This window comes from Candidatus Leptovillus gracilis, from assembly GCA_016716065.1.
Lineage (GTDB): Bacteria > Chloroflexota > Anaerolineae > Promineifilales > Promineifilaceae > Leptovillus > Leptovillus gracilis.
On record JADJXA010000003.1, the window covers coordinates 779,768 to 794,870 of the forward strand.

Sequence of the window (15,103 nt, forward strand, 5' to 3'; positions counted from 1 at the left end):
GATGGCAAAACGATTGGCTTTACTGGTGGGAAATACAGAGTTTGAAGACGTGGAGTACTTTCCTCATTTGTCTACGCCGGCCAATGATGTGCGCGATTTAGCCGATTTGCTGGCAGCACGAGGCGAATTTAAGATCGTTGAACAGCTTGTGGACAGAGACGCCGATGCTTTGCGGCAAGGGATTGAAGATTTCTACCGCAGCGCGCAGCGCGGCGACCTGACGCTCTTTTATTATTCAGGTCACGGGTTCAGAAATGAAGATGGGGCGTTGTGCCTGGTGGCGCGCAATACGCGGGTGAACCAGCCGCTGTCTACCAGCTTGCAAGAGTCATTTCTTAGCGATGTCATGCGCTTTAGCCGTTCGCAGCATCGTGTTGTCATTTTGGACTGCTGCTTTAGCGGCGCTTTTCCGGCAGACGCCAAAGCCGGCCCTGAGGCGTTGGTGTTCGACAAGTTACAGGGGCAGACAACGGCCGTTCTTTCATCTTCCAGTCGGGTGCAGTTTTCGTTTACCGAAACGGGGCCAAATTCTTTATTCACCAAATACCTCATTGAAGGCATTCAAACGGAACGCGCCGACCGGAACCGGGACCGCCAGATCACCATTGATGAATTGTTCGCCTACGCTGAGGCGCGGGTGCGGGCGCTGCGCCCGGAACAAACGCCCACACTAAAGCTGCACGAGCAGATGGACCGGGTCGTCATCGCCAAAACCAGTCCGCTGCCGCAAGATTGGGAAGCAGCCTGGACGCCGCTGGTGGGTCTGATGGCCCAGGCGTTGGCCGCTGAGCGGCTTTTGTCTCGTGAGGAACTGGCGCAGCTGGCGGCGCAGCAGCAGAATCCAGCCTGGCGGTTGACGGAAGAGGAAAAGAGGTTGATTTTGTTGTCGTCCCTGGCGGTTGGGCAGGGGGTTCCCGGCTGGTTGCATCTGGACCAGGCAGAGGGACTGGCGCTGCTGCGCGCCGCGCACCAGAATAATGTGGCCGATGAAGCCTTGCATCTGGCAATCATTGCCCAACTGGCGCTGTGGGAAGATGAGCCGACTTGGGCGGGCTTGTTGGCGGAAGCGGCGATAAATGGGGCAGGCAGAACGGCCGTTCACCGTCTCGCCACGTTTGCCTACCATTCACAAAAGGAACGGCCGTTGCCTTTGCGTTTCGCTGTGCCAATTCAAACACAGATAGCCCGCCTGCGCCGACAGGCGTACCAGCCCTATATTGACCAACTCAGCGCTGCCGCCGGTCGTCTGGCGCTGGCGTGCAGCCTGATCACGGTAGCGCTTTTGGCGCTGAGTGTGGCCCAGGATTCAGACGCGACGACAGGGGTGCGCATTCGAGATGCCGCGCTGCTGCTGTTGATACTGGTGACGCTCTGCTTTGTGTCTGTCCGATACTGGGCTGCTCTGTTGGCGACGGCCCAGGTCGCTTTGGCAGATGGGCATTGGCTGGCACGCACGGCCGTTTCCATTGTGTTAGGCTCTCTGGGGGTGTTTGTTTTGCTGCCTCTAACGGTCACGATGGACAGCCGTAGTTGGCTGGCTGCCTTACTCACCGGCGTCATCAACGCTGTGGGATTCGCCTGGTCTGGCGTACCCGTGTCCCATCGTCCAGATCGCCTGGCTCGCTGGCTGCCTTTGGTGGTTGGCGCAGCCACTTTTGTTAGCTACGGCGCTGTCTTGTGGTGGCTTTCAGGGCTGCAAGCGCAAGGGCCATTGGCCCAGTTTGCGGCGGTGGCTGGACTATTTGTGACAGCAGCGTTTGCCGGGCTGTTCATCCATCAAGCCATTACCATCCAGACTGCTTAACCACCGCCGAAAACGACTTCAAAGGAATTTGGGTTACTCCCAAAGCTTTGGCAGGCAGACCAGGGGTGCATTAACCCCTCTGTTCTTGTTCAGTTTCAGGCATTCAACGTACCCGCCCCGACCCAGATCGGTGTCACTCTCTTTGACAACTTGCCGTATTGCCTGCTGTGTTGGATCGTCGGGGATCCAGGTGAAGACAAGCTGAATCAACGAGGGTTCTTCTTCTTGGGCGGTAAAACGCAGCAAAATCGTCCCCTGGTTCAGCGCTTCAACACGCAAATTCCCCTGTTCATCCAAAATACCTGTGTTTGCTTCGGCTGACATAAGTTTACTCTCCTTGTTGGGCTGTCCTTAGCCCGGTTAAACAACCGGATTCTCCAGGCTGTCATGGGGCGCCTCATTAGTAACCGTAAATCGAAGTCAGTATGCCGCTTTCCGTTGGCATTTGCCAAAGGTAGCGCCCAACGGAATATGGAATACGGAATACCGAATACGGGTACTAGCAGCTTGTCGGAGAAGATACGTTTCTCCGAACAAAAATGATTTCGGTGTAAACTTTGGGTATGGCAAGAAAATTCAGAACTGCTGATTACGAAAAGACCCTGGACCTGCAAATCACCTTGCGCGATGTCCTGCCACCCGACCATTTGGCTCGCTTCATTGTCGCTGTCGTCGCCCAACTTGATTTGGGGATCGTGTATAGAAAGTATAGTGAGCAGGGTGCGCCACCATACGCCCCGGAAGTGATGTTGGGATTGCTGTTCTACAGCTATGCCAGCGGCGTATTCAGTTCGCGCAAGATTGAACGCGCCACCCATGAGGTGATTCCCTTTCGTTTCATTACCGGTGACATGCACCCCGACCATGACACGATTGCGGCTTTCCGCCAACAATTTCTGGCTGAACTGAAAGAGTTGTTTGTCCAGATACTGTTGATTGCCCAGGCGATGGGCTATTTGCAATTGGGTAACGTCAGTCTGGATGGCAGCAAAATCCATGCCGATGCGTCCAAGAGCAAAGCGGTCAGTTACCAGCGGCTGTTGGCTATCGAAGCCTATCTGCAAGCCGAAGTCGAGGAGTTGTTCACTTTGGCTGAAGTTGCCGATGGAGGACAACTGCCCGAAGAGATGAACATTCCCGATGAGATTGCCCGACGCCAGCAGCAATTGGCGCGGCTGGCCGAAGCCAAGAAGGTGCTGGAGGAACGCGCCCAGGCCCGGTATGAAGCCGAGCAAGCCGAATACGAGGCCAAGATGCAAGCCCGGGCCGAAAAGACCGACCCACAGGAAAAAAGCCGCCGGGCAAACCACCGCAGCCACCCACTCCAGGACCCAGAGATAAAGACCAGTACAACTTCACCGACCCCGAATCGCGCATCATGAAAAACGCCACCAACAGCGGCTTTGACCAACATTATAACGTCCAGGTAGTGGTTGACCATGACAGTCGTCTGGTAGTGGGCAATTGGTTGTGTGACCATACCAACGATAAACAGGCCGCCCTGCCAACTCTCGACACCGTACCACCAGTCGTGGGTCAGCCGAAAAAGGTCAATTTGGACACCGGCTATTTCAGCGAAACAACATCGCCAGCTTGGAAGCGCGCGGCATTGACCCCCTACATCGCCACCGGTCGCAGCCCACACCATCAGGGTTGGCGTGCCTTTTTCCTGGACAATCCCAACCCGCCACCCAATGATGCTTCCGTCAAAGAGCAAATGGCTTACAAACTGCAGACCACCCTCGGCAAAGCCACCTACCGTTTGCGCAAATCGACGGTTGAACCGGTTATCGGTATCATCAAGGAAACCTTGGGTTTGCCGTCAGTTTTCTCTGCGAGGCCTGGTTGCTGCCGGTGGCGAATGGACATTGGTTTGTCTGGCTTACAACTTGAAACGATTGCATACCTTGCGGGTTGGTTGATGGGGGCGTTATTGCCCCCTGCCTGATGCCCGAAAACGGGCTGTAAAACCGTGCAAAATTCATGGTAATGAGGCCAATATGAGTTGCAAACTGCTTGTCTTGATGCTTTGAAATCGTTATTTGTCTATCATCGGGCCTTCAGAAGATATTTTTCCGACAGCCTGCTAGATGATTGGAATTCGCCAAATGACGAATCCCTGAAAGGAGAAGGTCTGGATCATGAACACAATAAGTAAGACTAGAGTGAATTACCGTCTCATGAATATTCTGGCACTTATAGTCGGGATCATCGGTATTGCGTTTCTATTCTTGCCAGATTTCGAACTACTGTCATTTATGCTGACGGTGGCTGTTTTAGGTGGCCTAATCGGTGGAAGTAACGGTTACGAGGAACGGGAGCGCCTTCAACTTAGGCAGGGTTATCAGAAAGCCTTTAATGGGTTGCTCTTAGTGGTAATGGCCGCCTACTCTCTTATCGAGTTTTCGAAATGGTTTATTCTTATGGAAGCAGCGGCAACTTTTTTGAATAACCACTGGCCTGGTTTGATTCTATCTGTGATGTGTATCGCAATGGGAATCGCTGGACTTCAAAAAGCAAGAATGGCAGGCTCAGTCTAACAATGCGTGCACACGGACGGCGGGATTCTCACCATCAAAATGAGTTGGTTCTGATTTTGGGCTTTTTCCATTTTGCAGATGAATCCAAACCCACCCGCCGCCGGTAACGCGAGCCGTTAGTCGGGCTTACTTGTCCGTCAGGTTTACATATCGATAAAATAGTCGCAAGGAGAGTTGATATGCCAACGAATCAGGCGCGCGATATTTTCATCGCTCGTATCAAACAGCTTATGGGGCAATATGGGTATTTTGTAGAGTAGAGCGCCAGCGCACAGCCGGAATGTGTCAATAGAAAGGTGAGTGATGAACACAAAGCACGGTTAAAATCATTGAGGAAAGTGCTTTAATGTGGCACATTTTCTGCCATATTCTGATTTTGGGCCTTTTAGCTTTCACAAACAAGACTGTAGGAGTTGTCTCGTGCGTGCCAAGTGTACTCGGTCTGCGGCCTTATCTCGTACACTGACCATTCGGCCGCAAGCTGGATATGAAGCGCTATGTGCAGCTCGTCAACGTCAGAAAGAACATGGCTTTTGGCGAACATATGCCAAACGAGCTGGTATGGAGGGTACTATTTCGCAAAGGATTGCCATTGCTGACTTGCGACGTACTCGTCATGTTGGTTTGGTTAAGACTTGTCTACAACACATACTGACGGCTTTAGGAATGAATATTTTGCGTTTAGGCGCGTGGTGGGCAGAGTTACCACAGGCTCGAACAGGAGTTTCTTCCTTTGCCAGGTTAGCGCCAGCATCCGTGATTGCCTAATTTTGGAGCAAAATGGGAATTCGCCAGCAGTATCATGAAAGGATGTTGCTGGCGAATTATCTTATCGCTCAAAAGTCATAAAACTAATCCGTTCAAGGTCAAAAGTAATCAAAATCGGGTTGGCTCGACACCAATTTGTGACCTGTTTTGAATTCGCCAGCAGTATCCTTTCATGTGGCCGGGTTTCCGCACCCAACTCAATTGCACGATATACAAAATCATCCGAGAGCCGAGTCAACCAAAACCTGCGCGGCTTCGGCAACATACATGGCGGGATTCTTTCTGCCAAACATGCGCGACGCCATATAAGCGCCGTCCATTAAAAGAAAGAGTTGATCAGCCAGTGCTTCGGGGTTGGTTGCACCCGCATCTTTTGCCAATTGACGAAAACGGGCGCGAACAGATTGCTTGTGTTCAAGCGCAACCTGATGACCAGAATAACCCGTTTCAGGGTATTCAGTTGCCACATTGAGGAAGGGACATCCGCAACATGCGGGGGTGGTCACATAGTCCTGCAAGCCTTGAAAGAATGCCAGTAATTTTTCGCGTGGGGTAGGAATGTCTTTTGTGGCTTGCTCAAAATAATTCCAGAAACCATCGTTGCTATCTTTGAGAAATGCAACAATCAAATCGTCTTTGGAGGGGTAGTGACGGTAAAGAGTCATCTTGCCGATGCCTGATTCGGCGGCGATGGTATCCACGCCGATGGCGCGATAACCGTGTTGATAGAATAAACGTGCGGCGGTTTGGAATAGTTTATCTTTTGGAGTGATTTCGTTTTTCATATCAGTTGCCTCTTGACACGATACAGGTCTGTATTGTATTGTTTAACTATTCGATACAGACTTGTATCGTAGCGTGTTTCACAATTTTACGCAACCCAAAAAGGAGTAACACAATGAAAATCGGAGTCTTTGGAACAAGCATGGTCGGTCAAGCCATCAGTGGAAAATTGGCGGAACTTGGACATGACGTAATGGTTGGTACGCGCAATGTGGCGAAAACACAAGCGAACATTGAGCCTCATCCATATGGTTTTCCAGCATTCAGCGTTTGGCAGAAAGAACACGCGAGCGTTAAACTCGGAACCTTTGCAGATGCCGCCAAACACGGTGAAGTCGTGTTCAATGCCACAAATGGCACAGGTTCATTGGAGGCCCTCAAACTGGCTGGTGAATCCAATCTCAACGGCAAGATTCTCGTAGATATTGCCAATCCACTGGATTTCTCTAAAGGTAGCCCGCCTTCGCTCTCAGTCAGCAATACCGATTCACTTGGCGAACAGATTCAGCGTGCTTTTCCAAATGTGAAAGTGGTAAAGACCCTCAACACTGTAACCGCCTTCCTGATGGTCAATCCTAGCCTGATTGCCAATGCGGATCATACATTGTTTGTGTGTGGCAACGATGCGGACGCCAAAGCGCAAGTGACCGAGTGGCTTAAAGGTTGGTTCGGCTGGAAGGATATAATTGACTTGGGCGATATTACGAATTCGCGCGGTACGGAACAAGTTCTGCCTATCTGGATTCGGCTATTTGGTGTACTCGGTACTGGGATGTTCAACTTCAAAATTGTGAAGTAAGCATTGGGGTTTTAGTAGTGAAAGGACGCTTTCCTACGCTAAGAGTCCGTAAAAGAATAAGTTCCCGCATCCTGGTCATAGAAAGTTGAGCAAGTGCGGGAAGTAATAAATTTACGGATCCTAAGGGCTTCGCCCTGATTGACTGACAAAACTTATCTAACCGCGGAGAACGCAGAGAGCGGAGGCTGTACCAGAGAAAATCACCGCGTCCTCCGCGCTCTCCGCGGTGAAAATCTGAGATTTGTCAGTCAACCAGGTAACCCGGGAAAAATATCGTGAGGCGGAATAGGCATGGGTGATCGGCGGCCGAGCCGATGATGAGTGAGGTGTGTGATCCGGTTACTGTAAGATTTGTTGTACTTTTTTGATCAGGGTGGTGGCGTTGTAGGGCTTCTGGATGAAGCCGGTCAACTCTTTGCCGTTGAAGCGTTGCGTCGCTTCGGCCTGGTTGGCCCAAAATCAGAATATGGCAGAAAATGTGCCACATTAAGCACTTTCCTCATTGATTTTAACCGTGCTTTGTGTTCATCACTCGCCTTTGAACTGAGTCAGACCGGAAATTAAGGCAGATCGAACAAAATTTATTAAAAACCCCCTAATACTTGGTATTTTGAACTAAATCATGACCTTCAGTGCCGAATTTGGCTCAAAATGTTATTCAATGTGGCATAAAAAAAGCCGTATTCTGATTTTGGGCCCGATAGACCACTTTTTAATAGACATTATCCTAAATAAGATCGAGCAGGTTAATGGTCTCAACTGCATGACGGAATGAAACACGTAAATTGTGTAAACCGCAGGCTATGGCCATGACCAGGTCGTCAAAACTTGTTTTCCAATTACGTAAAACATCCTTAACTATCCGGCACCGCTTGACACCAGCTATCACGTTTTCCACAATGATCCGTCCAGAAGCGATAGCCTTATTCAAAAGCGGTCGGCGGTTGACAGGTCTTTGCCACGGGCCTTTTTCTTTGGTTGCACAATGATGATGTTATCTTGTTCATACCCCTGAAAGCCGGTATCTTGTTCAACGACGGCATGGTCAGGGAAAGATAATGCCGCCTCATCAGCTATCTTTTTGTCATGTTTACTGCCCGGGACGGTTTTGCTGAGAAACCAGACACGCCGATTATCAGGATGAACAACCAGATGATTTTTGACCGAATGACACTTCTTTTGCCACTATAGTACACTTCCTGGTTCTTTTTGGGCCGCTGTCGTCGTCTCTCAGTCCCATCTTGCGTGAACGTCAGGGTCTCACATTGCGCCAATACCTGCGCCAGTTGTTGTCCATCTCGTTCGGGTAGGTGTCCCATTTGTTGCAAAGCCTCTTTGAGAACATCGGCGGTGCGTTGAATGAGGCGGTTGGCCTGACTTTGACTAAGCCCAAACATAAATGCTTGCAATTCCTGGATGGGATAGAGTTTCATATACATCAGGATGAATAGCAACCTGTCGGACATCAATTCAAGACCCAGTTTCCGACCACCGCCTGCTTTGCGTTTTCGATTTAGGCGTCTACTGGCTCTTTTTCTTTCGTCGGCTTGCCAGGCATTGTCAAAAGCAACGAGTAACTCCAGAAACTCTGCTTCATCTAATCCTGTGAAGGCTTGCAGCAGTTTCGGCTCTTTTTGTAGATTACTGTATGATAACATCAGGTAGCACCTCTTTTTCTTTGATTTCCGGCTGATTTTACAGCCTTTTGGTGCTACTTTTTATTTTGGATAATGTCTAATATATGCAATGATCTCCTTGAAGGATTTCATGAGTATTTTGGGTTAGCTTCCTATTTGGAACCAAAGGGATTCGGATATGGTGCAGCTCCTGGTATTGCCAACATGCATGCAGGACCTGCAGTAAGAACTGAAAATTATTTTAATCGAAACTATCCGGGTCAGGGATTCTTACCTGATTTAGGTGGCGGTAATCAAAAAAGTGTGCGATTGCGAACCCTTCTATCAGATGAGGGGGGCATTCGTTATGCTGCTGCATATCTGCGTTGGTGGGCAGACATACGAACAGGGAAACAATCAGAGCATCTAATGGATTTGAATGATAACGATATGATAATTATTTACACAGCATATCGATGTGATGTAACAGCTTGTTACGGTAGCATAAGTGGTTATCAAGAAGCTCAAACCCCTAGCCTCTTTGGAAGCCCAAATGATTTTGCAGTATTTTTGCCGCTTTATAAAAATAAGCCGTGAGGGCGCTGGGTCTGTTGAGTGGGATTTCTCTGGTACGCGACCTCTGGTATCCCATACAACTAACCCAGTCCCGCCGTGAGGTCAATAGTGAATATTCGGCATGGTTCAAGTTAGCTTGACAAAATGATAAAAGAAAACCACGAGTTTCCAGTGCATAATTGGTTTTACTAGAGCCGCTTATGCAAAAGGAGGAAACCCGTGGCTGAAAGCCGAGATGATATAGTGCCCGCAGAAAGAGCGCAAATTGTGATAGAGATGATGTCGCCGAACCGACCTTGGGAAGAGTAAAGCAATTGGCTGAAACGTATCAACTGTCGCGACAGACACTGTATGACATGACCACCACAGGCAGAGATGCCTTGATTCGCGCCATGATCCCTGGACAGCATGGCCCGCAACCCCAGCAGAGATGTAGTAGTGACGAAGAATCGTCTGCAACGGAGTGTGCTGACTTTGAGTGAACAAGGAGTCAGCCAACGTGGCGTGAAAACCTGTTTGTCCGAAATGTTGGATACAAGCGTCTCGTTGGGCTGGATCAATAGCGAGTTGGCTGACCTGGAAGATGTCGCTCAACAGGTGAACCAGCGGCTTGAACCAGCGAGCAACGAGACGTTGGCTGGTGATGAGATATTCGCCAATGGGTTGCCCAATCTGTTGGTGGTGGGGAATGATTCGCTCTACATCTATGCCTTGACCCGTCAGGACGAACGAGATGGCGACACTTGGGGCTGTGTCTTGCTGGACGTACCCGAAACCAGGCAGTTTGCTTCCGATGCCGGTACCGGTTTGGCAGCTGGTGTGAAAGCGGCCGCATTGAGTCACCATCAATTGGATTGGGACCACTTGCTGCGTCCCATGTGGGGTCAAGCAACCCGCTTGGAAGAGCAAGCCTACGCCGCCCTGATCAAAGTGGCAGAACGAGAAGCGATCTTTGACAAATCGCAAACAAGCAAGCGCCTGCAGCAGCATCTTGCTAAATGGGAGGCATTGGTGGCTGAGGCCGACAAGAAAATAAAGAAGCTGGATGCTTTTGCCCAAATTGCCCGTAAAGTGGATGCCTACTTCGCGCTCATCGATCTGGAAACAGGTCAATTGGTCGATGCTGAAAAGGGTATGGCTCACTTGCAAGTCTTGGGTGAACAAATGACCACCTTCTCGGGTCGCATTTACAAGAAACTGGCAACTAATCTGCGAAACTGGGCAGCCAGCTTGTTCACTTATCAAGCACTGCTCTCTCCAGAGTTGGCAGTTTTGACCAACCAATACGGCTCTGAAGCCATAGCTGCCCTGTGCCGCATCTGGCAATGCGAAGCCGATGAAAAACGGCGTCACCTTTCGCTGCCCGAAAAAGAAAATCGACAGCAGATTTGGCAGCAAGCGCTTGATACCGCCTATCTTTGCCTGGGCGACAGCCGGCTTGGCTCCGCTTGGGAGGCTGTCACGACGCTGCTGTCCCATCCTTGGCGCGGGAGCATGTTGGCCGAATGCGTCAATAGTTTGTTGAGACCGATTCTTGACCGGCGCAAGCACACCGACCAGGGCTGCCTGGATTTGTTTCGCTTCCTTCATAATGTACGCCCCTTTCTGCGGGGCAAACGAGCAGGTCATAGCCCGGCGCAACTAGCGGGTATCTCTTTACCTGATGACCCGCTTTCTTTATTGGGGCTGGCGCCTAAAGTGTCAAGCTAACTTCATGGGTTTTTGAACCATGCCGAATATTCATAATAAATTTATTGTGTTGGGATCAATTTTATTAATGACCTTAACAGCATGTGTTTCTTCAGAAAATTTGATAACTACCGAATACGATAAACTTATGTATCCGGCTTCAACCTTAATGTACACACATTCATTTACAACATCGAGTGCAACAGGCAAATGTGCTGGTCAAGCAAGTGATCGATGGTATGGTGCTGAAAGCGATCCTAATGTATTACTAGATGCTTTTAAAACGGAACTTTCTAGAAATGGATGGGCAATTTGGTCTGAGGATACTGTACAAATGTGGCGCAAAGAAAGTGATGATGGCCTTTTTACGTTTTCGATTCATGTTTTTAAAGAAGAAACGATTGATCCAAATCAAGCCTATTACAATTTACCTGACTCTGTTTTGCTACAATTGACTGATTACCAATCTGCATATGTCACTACTATAAGCCATATGTCTCCCTCTGATGCAAATCGTTGTTTAAGGCCATAGCACTTACCGAGCAGTAAAATTCTCCATGGAAACGGGAGTTTCCTTATGAGTTGTGAGCGGCACCAAACTGCTGGCCGCAGCCGGGGACGGAACCCACTTGCTGGCCTGGGAGGATAGACGAGGCGGGAATGTGGATGTGTATGCCCGGTTGGTCCGGCAGGAAGTAGTGGTCAACACGAGCATCGCATACACCTACGACCCGCTCTACCGGTTGGTAAACGCGGCCTACAGTGGCCACGTCAGCGCCAGCTACAGCTACACCTATGACGAAGCGGGCAACATGACCGCCTACACCGAGCAGGTCAACGGCCAAACCACCAGCGTCAGCCGCACCTTCAACCCGGTCAACCGGCTGGTTACATCCAACGACGGCGCTACGACGACCACCTACAGTTATGATGACAACGGCAACCTGTTGACCATTACCACTCCCATGGGACTTGGCGGCGTACAAGGGCAGGGGTATGCCTATAGTTACCCCCATTGTCAAGACCACAGAATGGTTGATTTAATGTAACTATACAGGTGTGAGTTGAGGCATGAGAACATTATCGTCAAACAGAGACCCTAATGCTTCCCACACATTGAGACCCTGTTTACGAATCGTGGAAATATAGGTGCGCAGCGAACAGAATTGTTCAGCGCCTTCCCAACTGCGAAAAGAGCCTGAGATTTTCTGCTGAACCTTCATCATTCTGATGTCTCGTTCAGCCAAGTTGTTATCAAACGGCACCTTAAAATCATGGACAAAACGCAAGATAGCCTCCTGCTGCTTGTCAAATCGTTCTACCAGATTACGCGCCTTTGTTTTTTTGCGCCGCCCTCGTTTGACAAGGGGCGGATGTTCATCAGGTAACAGGTTTTCCTCTAAACCGAAGGCAACAATGGTGTCATACATTTGGTGGATTCGTTGCAACTGCTCGATTGACAATTCGGTTTCCCCTGCCTGATAAGCTTCGGCAACCAATTGTTTGGCCGATAACAAATAGACAATCATCAGTGCTGCCCATTGCTGTTGATCGTTCTCAACCAGAGCCGTCAACTCGCGCAAATGATGGGCATTGCACAAGGCATGAAGCAACAATTGATACTTGAAATAGGTCGCCCAGTTATCGTGAACAAGGGCGCCGGTGAATTCAGGCAGAATGCCAATGGCGTCAGTCGCCTTTTTGCCCCGACTTTGATGCGGTTCATAATAAGTCAATTCTGGGGTGCTGACGGTATGGAGCCAAGCTCTTTTTCCACTGATATAGAAGCCTGTCTCATCAGCATGACCGACTTCGGCCTTTTTGACGGCTTCTTTAATGGCTTTGTGGCTGGCTTCACATTTTCTGCGGCCGTCTCTAAAAAGTTTTGCAATGAACCAGTGGAAATGGGTAATTCAAACAGGTCGGCCAACATCTGTCGCTCTCGTTCATACGGAATGAACTGCTCATTGCGCAGATAAACTGACAACCGCTTGACTTGCGAACCATATTGCACCGGTTGGTCACATCCGCTGGAAATTCACCGGTTGTTGCTTCACCACAACAGGGACAGATGATGGTTTCGGCTTGGTGTTCGATGGTCACATAACGCAATGGCGGTAATTCAAAGACCTGTCGTTTAGCAACTTTACTGGCTACAATTTCTTCGGACAATGGGGCTTGGCAATGGTCACAGCGGGCTGGACGATGCGGTTCAATGAAATCTGGTTTGGGATTGAACTCAAGCGTATGCCCTTCATGTCCTTCCTGACCACCAGCTTTGCGCTCTGTTTGTGGCCGTAGACTTTTGGGCTTAGGCTTCTGTCGGCCTTTATCGCGGCTGGACGGCCAACTGGAGTTGTGGCTATTTTGACCAAGCAACTCGACTAAATGCTTGATTTGAGTCTCAGCAACGGTCAACTTTTCGCGGAGTTCTTGGACTTCTCGCTTAAGTTGCTTGTTTTCTGCTCGCAGTTGTTGCACTTCGTCCATGCTTATCATTTATACCACAGGTTTTGGACCTGTATAGTTACAAGTAAGATTTCTATTTGAGGCAAGACGATGGGTAATTCTAGTTGTCGTTGGCCGAGTTCGATACCTAACCGCTTTTTCACGCCTGCCGGAAGGTGTTTTCCCCAGCGAGACGCAGCCCGGGCGCTGTTCTTCCCGCACAAGATAGCCAAAACGATGAACTCGATCAAATTCTTCAAGCCGTACCTTTTCCCTTTTGCCTTGCGCCAATCAGGAATTGAGTCAAAAATAGTGTACACAGGTGGAATTTCGATTCGCATGTTTCCTCGCTTTTGTAGAATTTAGGAAACTTTGCATCAATTCCACCTTGTACGCCACTTTTTACTTTGAAACAGCCCTAGGCTGCACTGGCGGACGATGGCCGACCAACTTCCCCCTTGCTCCAACCGCTGCACCAAAACGGCCTGGATCACTGCCACCAGATAGTGCCGCCAGGACAACAGGAAACTCGGCAGGCAGCTCGTTGTCTGCTGGCAGTGCTGGCACTGCCAGCGTTTGACCCGTATCTGGTAGGCTCGCTCCAGGTCTTTCGGCTTCCGCCCGTAGCTGCCATGGCCGGTCATGCGCCCCACCGCCCCACAGTGGGGGCACTGTGTCGGCCGGGGGCACTGCTGGTGCCCTTCATTTTCCACGTAAGCCTGTACATCCAGGCCAAAGGCAATTACAATCAAGCTGGTTTGGTTGGCTTCTGGCCCACTAAGGTGGTTCCCAGGTGGTCAGACCTTGTTCCGCCTGGGCCGGAATGCCATTCTCCTTCTTGGGATGGGGCGGCAAGCTTACTGGCTTTCCCCCAGTTTGAGAAGAAAAAAAGCCACTCTCTTTGGAGTGGCCTTGGGGTTTGGAGGAACCTACGCCCCCATTTATTTCAGCCGAAATGCCTCGTTTTCAGCTATTCATTTTGGCCGCTAACACCACACAAACACCACCTGCGCGAATACACCGGCAACTACAGCGACTACCTGGAACAATACCTGGCCGAACAAGACAAACAGTGGGCCGCCTACCGCGACCAAAACGCCGAAATCCGCCGGATGAAGCAAGACATCATCCGCGTCAAAGCGCGAGCCTCTTACACGGAACGGCAAGTCAGTTCTGTCAGTATCGGCGGCGGAGACATCAAGCAGTCGAAAGATTTCTACCAGGGGATCGCCAAGAAGGTGGCGCGTAAAGCCAAATCGCGCGAGAAGAAGCTGGACCGTTACCTGGACTCCGACGAACGCGTGGAAAAACCGGCGCGAAGCTGGCAGATGAAGCTGTCGTTTGACGAAGCGTCCCACCTGGGGCGAGATGTGTTGGCGCTGGAGGGTTTATCAGTGGGCTACCCCGGCGGCGCGCCGCTGTTGACGGACCTGAACCAGTACGTGCAGGCGGGGCAGAGGGTGGTCCTCACCGGCGAGAACGGCTGCGGCAAGACAACGCTGCTGCGAACGATTGCCGGGCAGATCGCGCCGCTGGCCGGCCGGGCGCGGCTGGGCGGCAGTGTACAGTTGGGCTACATGGCGCAGGAGCAGGAGCTATTGGACCCGGAGAAGAGCGCGTTGGAGACGATCTTAGGCGTGGCGGCGCTGAATCAGACGGAGGCGCGGAGTTTCTTGCACCAATTCCTCTTCAGCGGCGACGACCCGCTGCGGCCAACGGGGCAGTTGAGTTATGGCGAACGCTCCCGGCTGGCGCTGGCCTGCCTGGTGGCCCAGGGCTGCAACTTCCTGCTGCTCGACGAGCCGATCAACCATCTGGACATCCCCTCCCGCACTCAGTTCGAGGAGGCCTTGCGCCAGTTCCAGGGCACAGTGCTGGCCGTGGTCCACGACCGTTATTTTATTGAGCGTTTTGCGGAGGAAGTGTGGGTGGTGGAAAACGGCCGTTTGCACATCACCCTGGCTTAAGAGATAAGACCCTGGTTGGCTGGCACACTTTCTATTTTCAAAAGGTCCGAACAACGTCCTGGCGCAACCCGGTTTTTGCCAGCGATCTACCAGGACCACAGTCCTATTGACCG

At 50.8% G+C, this 15,103-nt stretch carries 20 protein-coding genes and 1 pseudogene; 11 read left to right on the forward strand and 10 right to left on the reverse strand.

Annotation, left to right across the window (positions count from 1 at the left end):
• Position 1 precedes the first annotated feature (1 nt).
• A complete protein-coding gene (locus IPM39_12255; protein MBK8986826.1) occupies positions 2–1,804 on the forward strand; it encodes a caspase family protein in 1,803 nt (600 codons plus the stop codon).
• A 33-nt stretch (positions 1,805–1,837) separates the two neighbouring features.
• On the opposite strand, the gene IPM39_12260 is transcribed toward IPM39_12255, so the two are convergent.
• Entirely contained in the window at positions 1,838–2,128 is a 291-nt protein-coding gene (locus IPM39_12260; protein ID MBK8986827.1) for a hypothetical protein, read from the reverse strand.
• Positions 2,129–2,367: 239 nt separating this feature from the next.
• Between IPM39_12260 and IPM39_12265 the strand changes: the two are divergent.
• From IPM39_12265 to IPM39_12275, 3 genes and pseudogenes are all read left to right on the forward strand, one after another.
• Positions 2,368–3,726: pseudogene (locus IPM39_12265) on the forward strand (transposase).
• Positions 3,727–3,945: 219 nt separating this feature from the next.
• A complete protein-coding gene (locus tag IPM39_12270) occupies positions 3,946–4,344 on the forward strand; it encodes a hypothetical protein (protein MBK8986828.1) in 399 nt (132 codons plus the stop codon).
• A gap of 420 nt (positions 4,345–4,764) precedes the next feature.
• On the forward strand, positions 4,765–5,112 hold the full coding sequence (locus IPM39_12275) for a transposase (protein MBK8986829.1): 348 nt from the start codon (positions 4,765–4,767) through the stop codon (positions 5,110–5,112).
• Between the two features lie 218 nt (positions 5,113–5,330).
• On the opposite strand, the gene IPM39_12280 is transcribed toward IPM39_12275, so the two are convergent.
• On the reverse strand, positions 5,331–5,897 hold the full coding sequence (locus IPM39_12280; GenBank protein ID MBK8986830.1) for a TetR/AcrR family transcriptional regulator: 567 nt from the start codon (positions 5,895–5,897) through the stop codon (positions 5,331–5,333).
• A 113-nt stretch (positions 5,898–6,010) separates the two neighbouring features.
• On the opposite strand from IPM39_12280, the gene IPM39_12285 reads away from it, so the two are divergent.
• Both IPM39_12285 and IPM39_12290 read left to right on the forward strand, forming a co-directional pair.
• Positions 6,011–6,694 carry an NAD(P)-binding domain-containing protein gene (locus IPM39_12285; protein ID MBK8986831.1) on the forward strand — a complete coding sequence of 228 codons (684 nt, stop codon included), beginning with the start codon at positions 6,011–6,013 and terminating at the stop codon, positions 6,692–6,694.
• Positions 6,695–7,048: 354 nt separating this feature from the next.
• Entirely contained in the window at positions 7,049–7,258 is a 210-nt protein-coding gene (locus IPM39_12290; GenBank protein ID MBK8986832.1) for a hypothetical protein, read from the forward strand.
• A gap of 163 nt (positions 7,259–7,421) precedes the next feature.
• Here IPM39_12290 and IPM39_12295 read toward each other — a convergent pair whose 3' ends face one another.
• Genes IPM39_12295 through IPM39_12305 form a run of 3 tightly spaced genes read right to left on the reverse strand, consistent with a single transcriptional unit; the run spans position 7,422 to position 8,352 of the window.
• On the reverse strand, positions 7,422–7,625 hold the full coding sequence (locus IPM39_12295) for a hypothetical protein (GenBank protein ID MBK8986833.1): 204 nt from the start codon (positions 7,623–7,625) through the stop codon (positions 7,422–7,424).
• A complete protein-coding gene (locus tag IPM39_12300) occupies positions 7,622–7,846 on the reverse strand; it encodes a hypothetical protein (protein ID MBK8986834.1) in 225 nt (74 codons plus the stop codon). Before IPM39_12300 ends, IPM39_12295 begins: the two co-directional genes overlap by 4 nt.
• Entirely contained in the window at positions 7,768–8,352 is a 585-nt protein-coding gene (locus IPM39_12305; GenBank protein ID MBK8986835.1) for a transposase family protein, read from the reverse strand. Before IPM39_12305 ends, IPM39_12300 begins: the two co-directional genes overlap by 79 nt.
• Before the next feature lie 72 nt (positions 8,353–8,424).
• Between IPM39_12305 and IPM39_12310 the strand changes: the two genes are divergently transcribed.
• From IPM39_12310 to IPM39_12325, 4 genes are all read left to right on the forward strand, one after another.
• Positions 8,425–8,907 (forward strand): hypothetical protein, encoded by a 483-nt coding sequence (locus IPM39_12310; protein ID MBK8986836.1) that lies wholly within the window; start codon positions 8,425–8,427, stop codon positions 8,905–8,907.
• A 453-nt stretch (positions 8,908–9,360) separates the two neighbouring features.
• Positions 9,361–10,596, forward strand: a complete 1,236-nt coding sequence (locus tag IPM39_12315) for a hypothetical protein (protein ID MBK8986837.1) — start codon at positions 9,361–9,363, stop codon at positions 10,594–10,596.
• A gap of 19 nt (positions 10,597–10,615) precedes the next feature.
• The gene (locus tag IPM39_12320; GenBank protein MBK8986838.1) at positions 10,616–11,107 is read left to right on the forward strand and encodes a hypothetical protein; all 492 of its coding nucleotides are present in this window, start codon (positions 10,616–10,618) and stop codon (positions 11,105–11,107) included.
• Positions 11,108–11,159: 52 nt separating this feature from the next.
• Entirely contained in the window at positions 11,160–11,624 is a 465-nt protein-coding gene (locus IPM39_12325) for a hypothetical protein (protein MBK8986839.1), read from the forward strand.
• Here the strand turns inward: IPM39_12325 and IPM39_12330 are convergent, their stop codons facing one another.
• The 5 genes from IPM39_12330 to IPM39_12350 are packed head-to-tail and all read right to left on the reverse strand — an operon-like array spanning position 11,625 to position 13,775.
• Positions 11,625–12,311 carry a transposase gene (locus IPM39_12330; GenBank protein ID MBK8986840.1) on the reverse strand — a complete coding sequence of 229 codons (687 nt, stop codon included), beginning with the start codon at positions 12,309–12,311 and terminating at the stop codon, positions 11,625–11,627.
• The gene (locus tag IPM39_12335) at positions 12,308–12,562 is read right to left on the reverse strand and encodes a hypothetical protein (protein ID MBK8986841.1); all 255 of its coding nucleotides are present in this window, start codon (positions 12,560–12,562) and stop codon (positions 12,308–12,310) included. The genes IPM39_12330 and IPM39_12335 overlap by 4 nt, the downstream gene beginning before the upstream one ends.
• Entirely contained in the window at positions 12,451–13,065 is a 615-nt protein-coding gene (locus IPM39_12340; protein ID MBK8986842.1) for an IS66 family transposase zinc-finger binding domain-containing protein, read from the reverse strand. Before IPM39_12340 ends, IPM39_12335 begins: the two co-directional genes overlap by 112 nt.
• A 5-nt stretch (positions 13,066–13,070) precedes the next feature.
• Positions 13,071–13,364 (reverse strand): transposase family protein, encoded by a 294-nt coding sequence (locus IPM39_12345; protein MBK8986843.1) that lies wholly within the window; start codon positions 13,362–13,364, stop codon positions 13,071–13,073.
• A 36-nt stretch (positions 13,365–13,400) separates the two neighbouring features.
• A complete protein-coding gene (locus tag IPM39_12350) occupies positions 13,401–13,775 on the reverse strand; it encodes a transposase family protein (protein MBK8986844.1) in 375 nt (124 codons plus the stop codon).
• Positions 13,776–13,781: 6 nt separating this feature from the next.
• Here IPM39_12350 and IPM39_12355 point away from each other — a divergent pair, with 6 nt between their 5' ends.
• Entirely contained in the window at positions 13,782–14,990 is a 1,209-nt protein-coding gene (locus IPM39_12355; protein MBK8986845.1) for an ABC-F family ATP-binding cassette domain-containing protein, read from the forward strand.
• Positions 14,991–15,103: the final 113 nt, after the last annotated feature.

What these genes read in the sequence shown, in the direction of transcription:
- IPM39_12255 (MBK8986826.1), top strand. Translation starts at nt 2, where the DNA reads ATGGCAAAACGATTGGCTTTACTGGTGGGAAATACAGAGTTTGAAGAC.
- IPM39_12260 (MBK8986827.1), bottom strand. Translation starts at nt 2,128, where the DNA reads ATGTCAGCCGAAGCAAACACAGGTATTTTGGATGAACAGGGGAATTTG.
- IPM39_12270 (MBK8986828.1), top strand. Translation starts at nt 3,946, where the DNA reads ATGAACACAATAAGTAAGACTAGAGTGAATTACCGTCTCATGAATATT.
- IPM39_12280 (MBK8986830.1), bottom strand. Translation starts at nt 5,897, where the DNA reads ATGAAAAACGAAATCACTCCAAAAGATAAACTATTCCAAACCGCCGCA.
- IPM39_12285 (MBK8986831.1), top strand. Translation starts at nt 6,011, where the DNA reads ATGAAAATCGGAGTCTTTGGAACAAGCATGGTCGGTCAAGCCATCAGT.
- IPM39_12305 (MBK8986835.1), bottom strand. Translation starts at nt 8,352, where the DNA reads ATGTTATCATACAGTAATCTACAAAAAGAGCCGAAACTGCTGCAAGCC.
- IPM39_12310 (MBK8986836.1), top strand. Translation starts at nt 8,425, where the DNA reads ATGTCTAATATATGCAATGATCTCCTTGAAGGATTTCATGAGTATTTT.
- IPM39_12320 (MBK8986838.1), top strand. Translation starts at nt 10,616, where the DNA reads ATGCCGAATATTCATAATAAATTTATTGTGTTGGGATCAATTTTATTA.
- IPM39_12340 (MBK8986842.1), bottom strand. Translation starts at nt 13,065, where the DNA reads ATGGACGAAGTGCAACAACTGCGAGCAGAAAACAAGCAACTTAAGCGA.
- IPM39_12345 (MBK8986843.1), bottom strand. Translation starts at nt 13,364, where the DNA reads ATGCGAATCGAAATTCCACCTGTGTACACTATTTTTGACTCAATTCCT.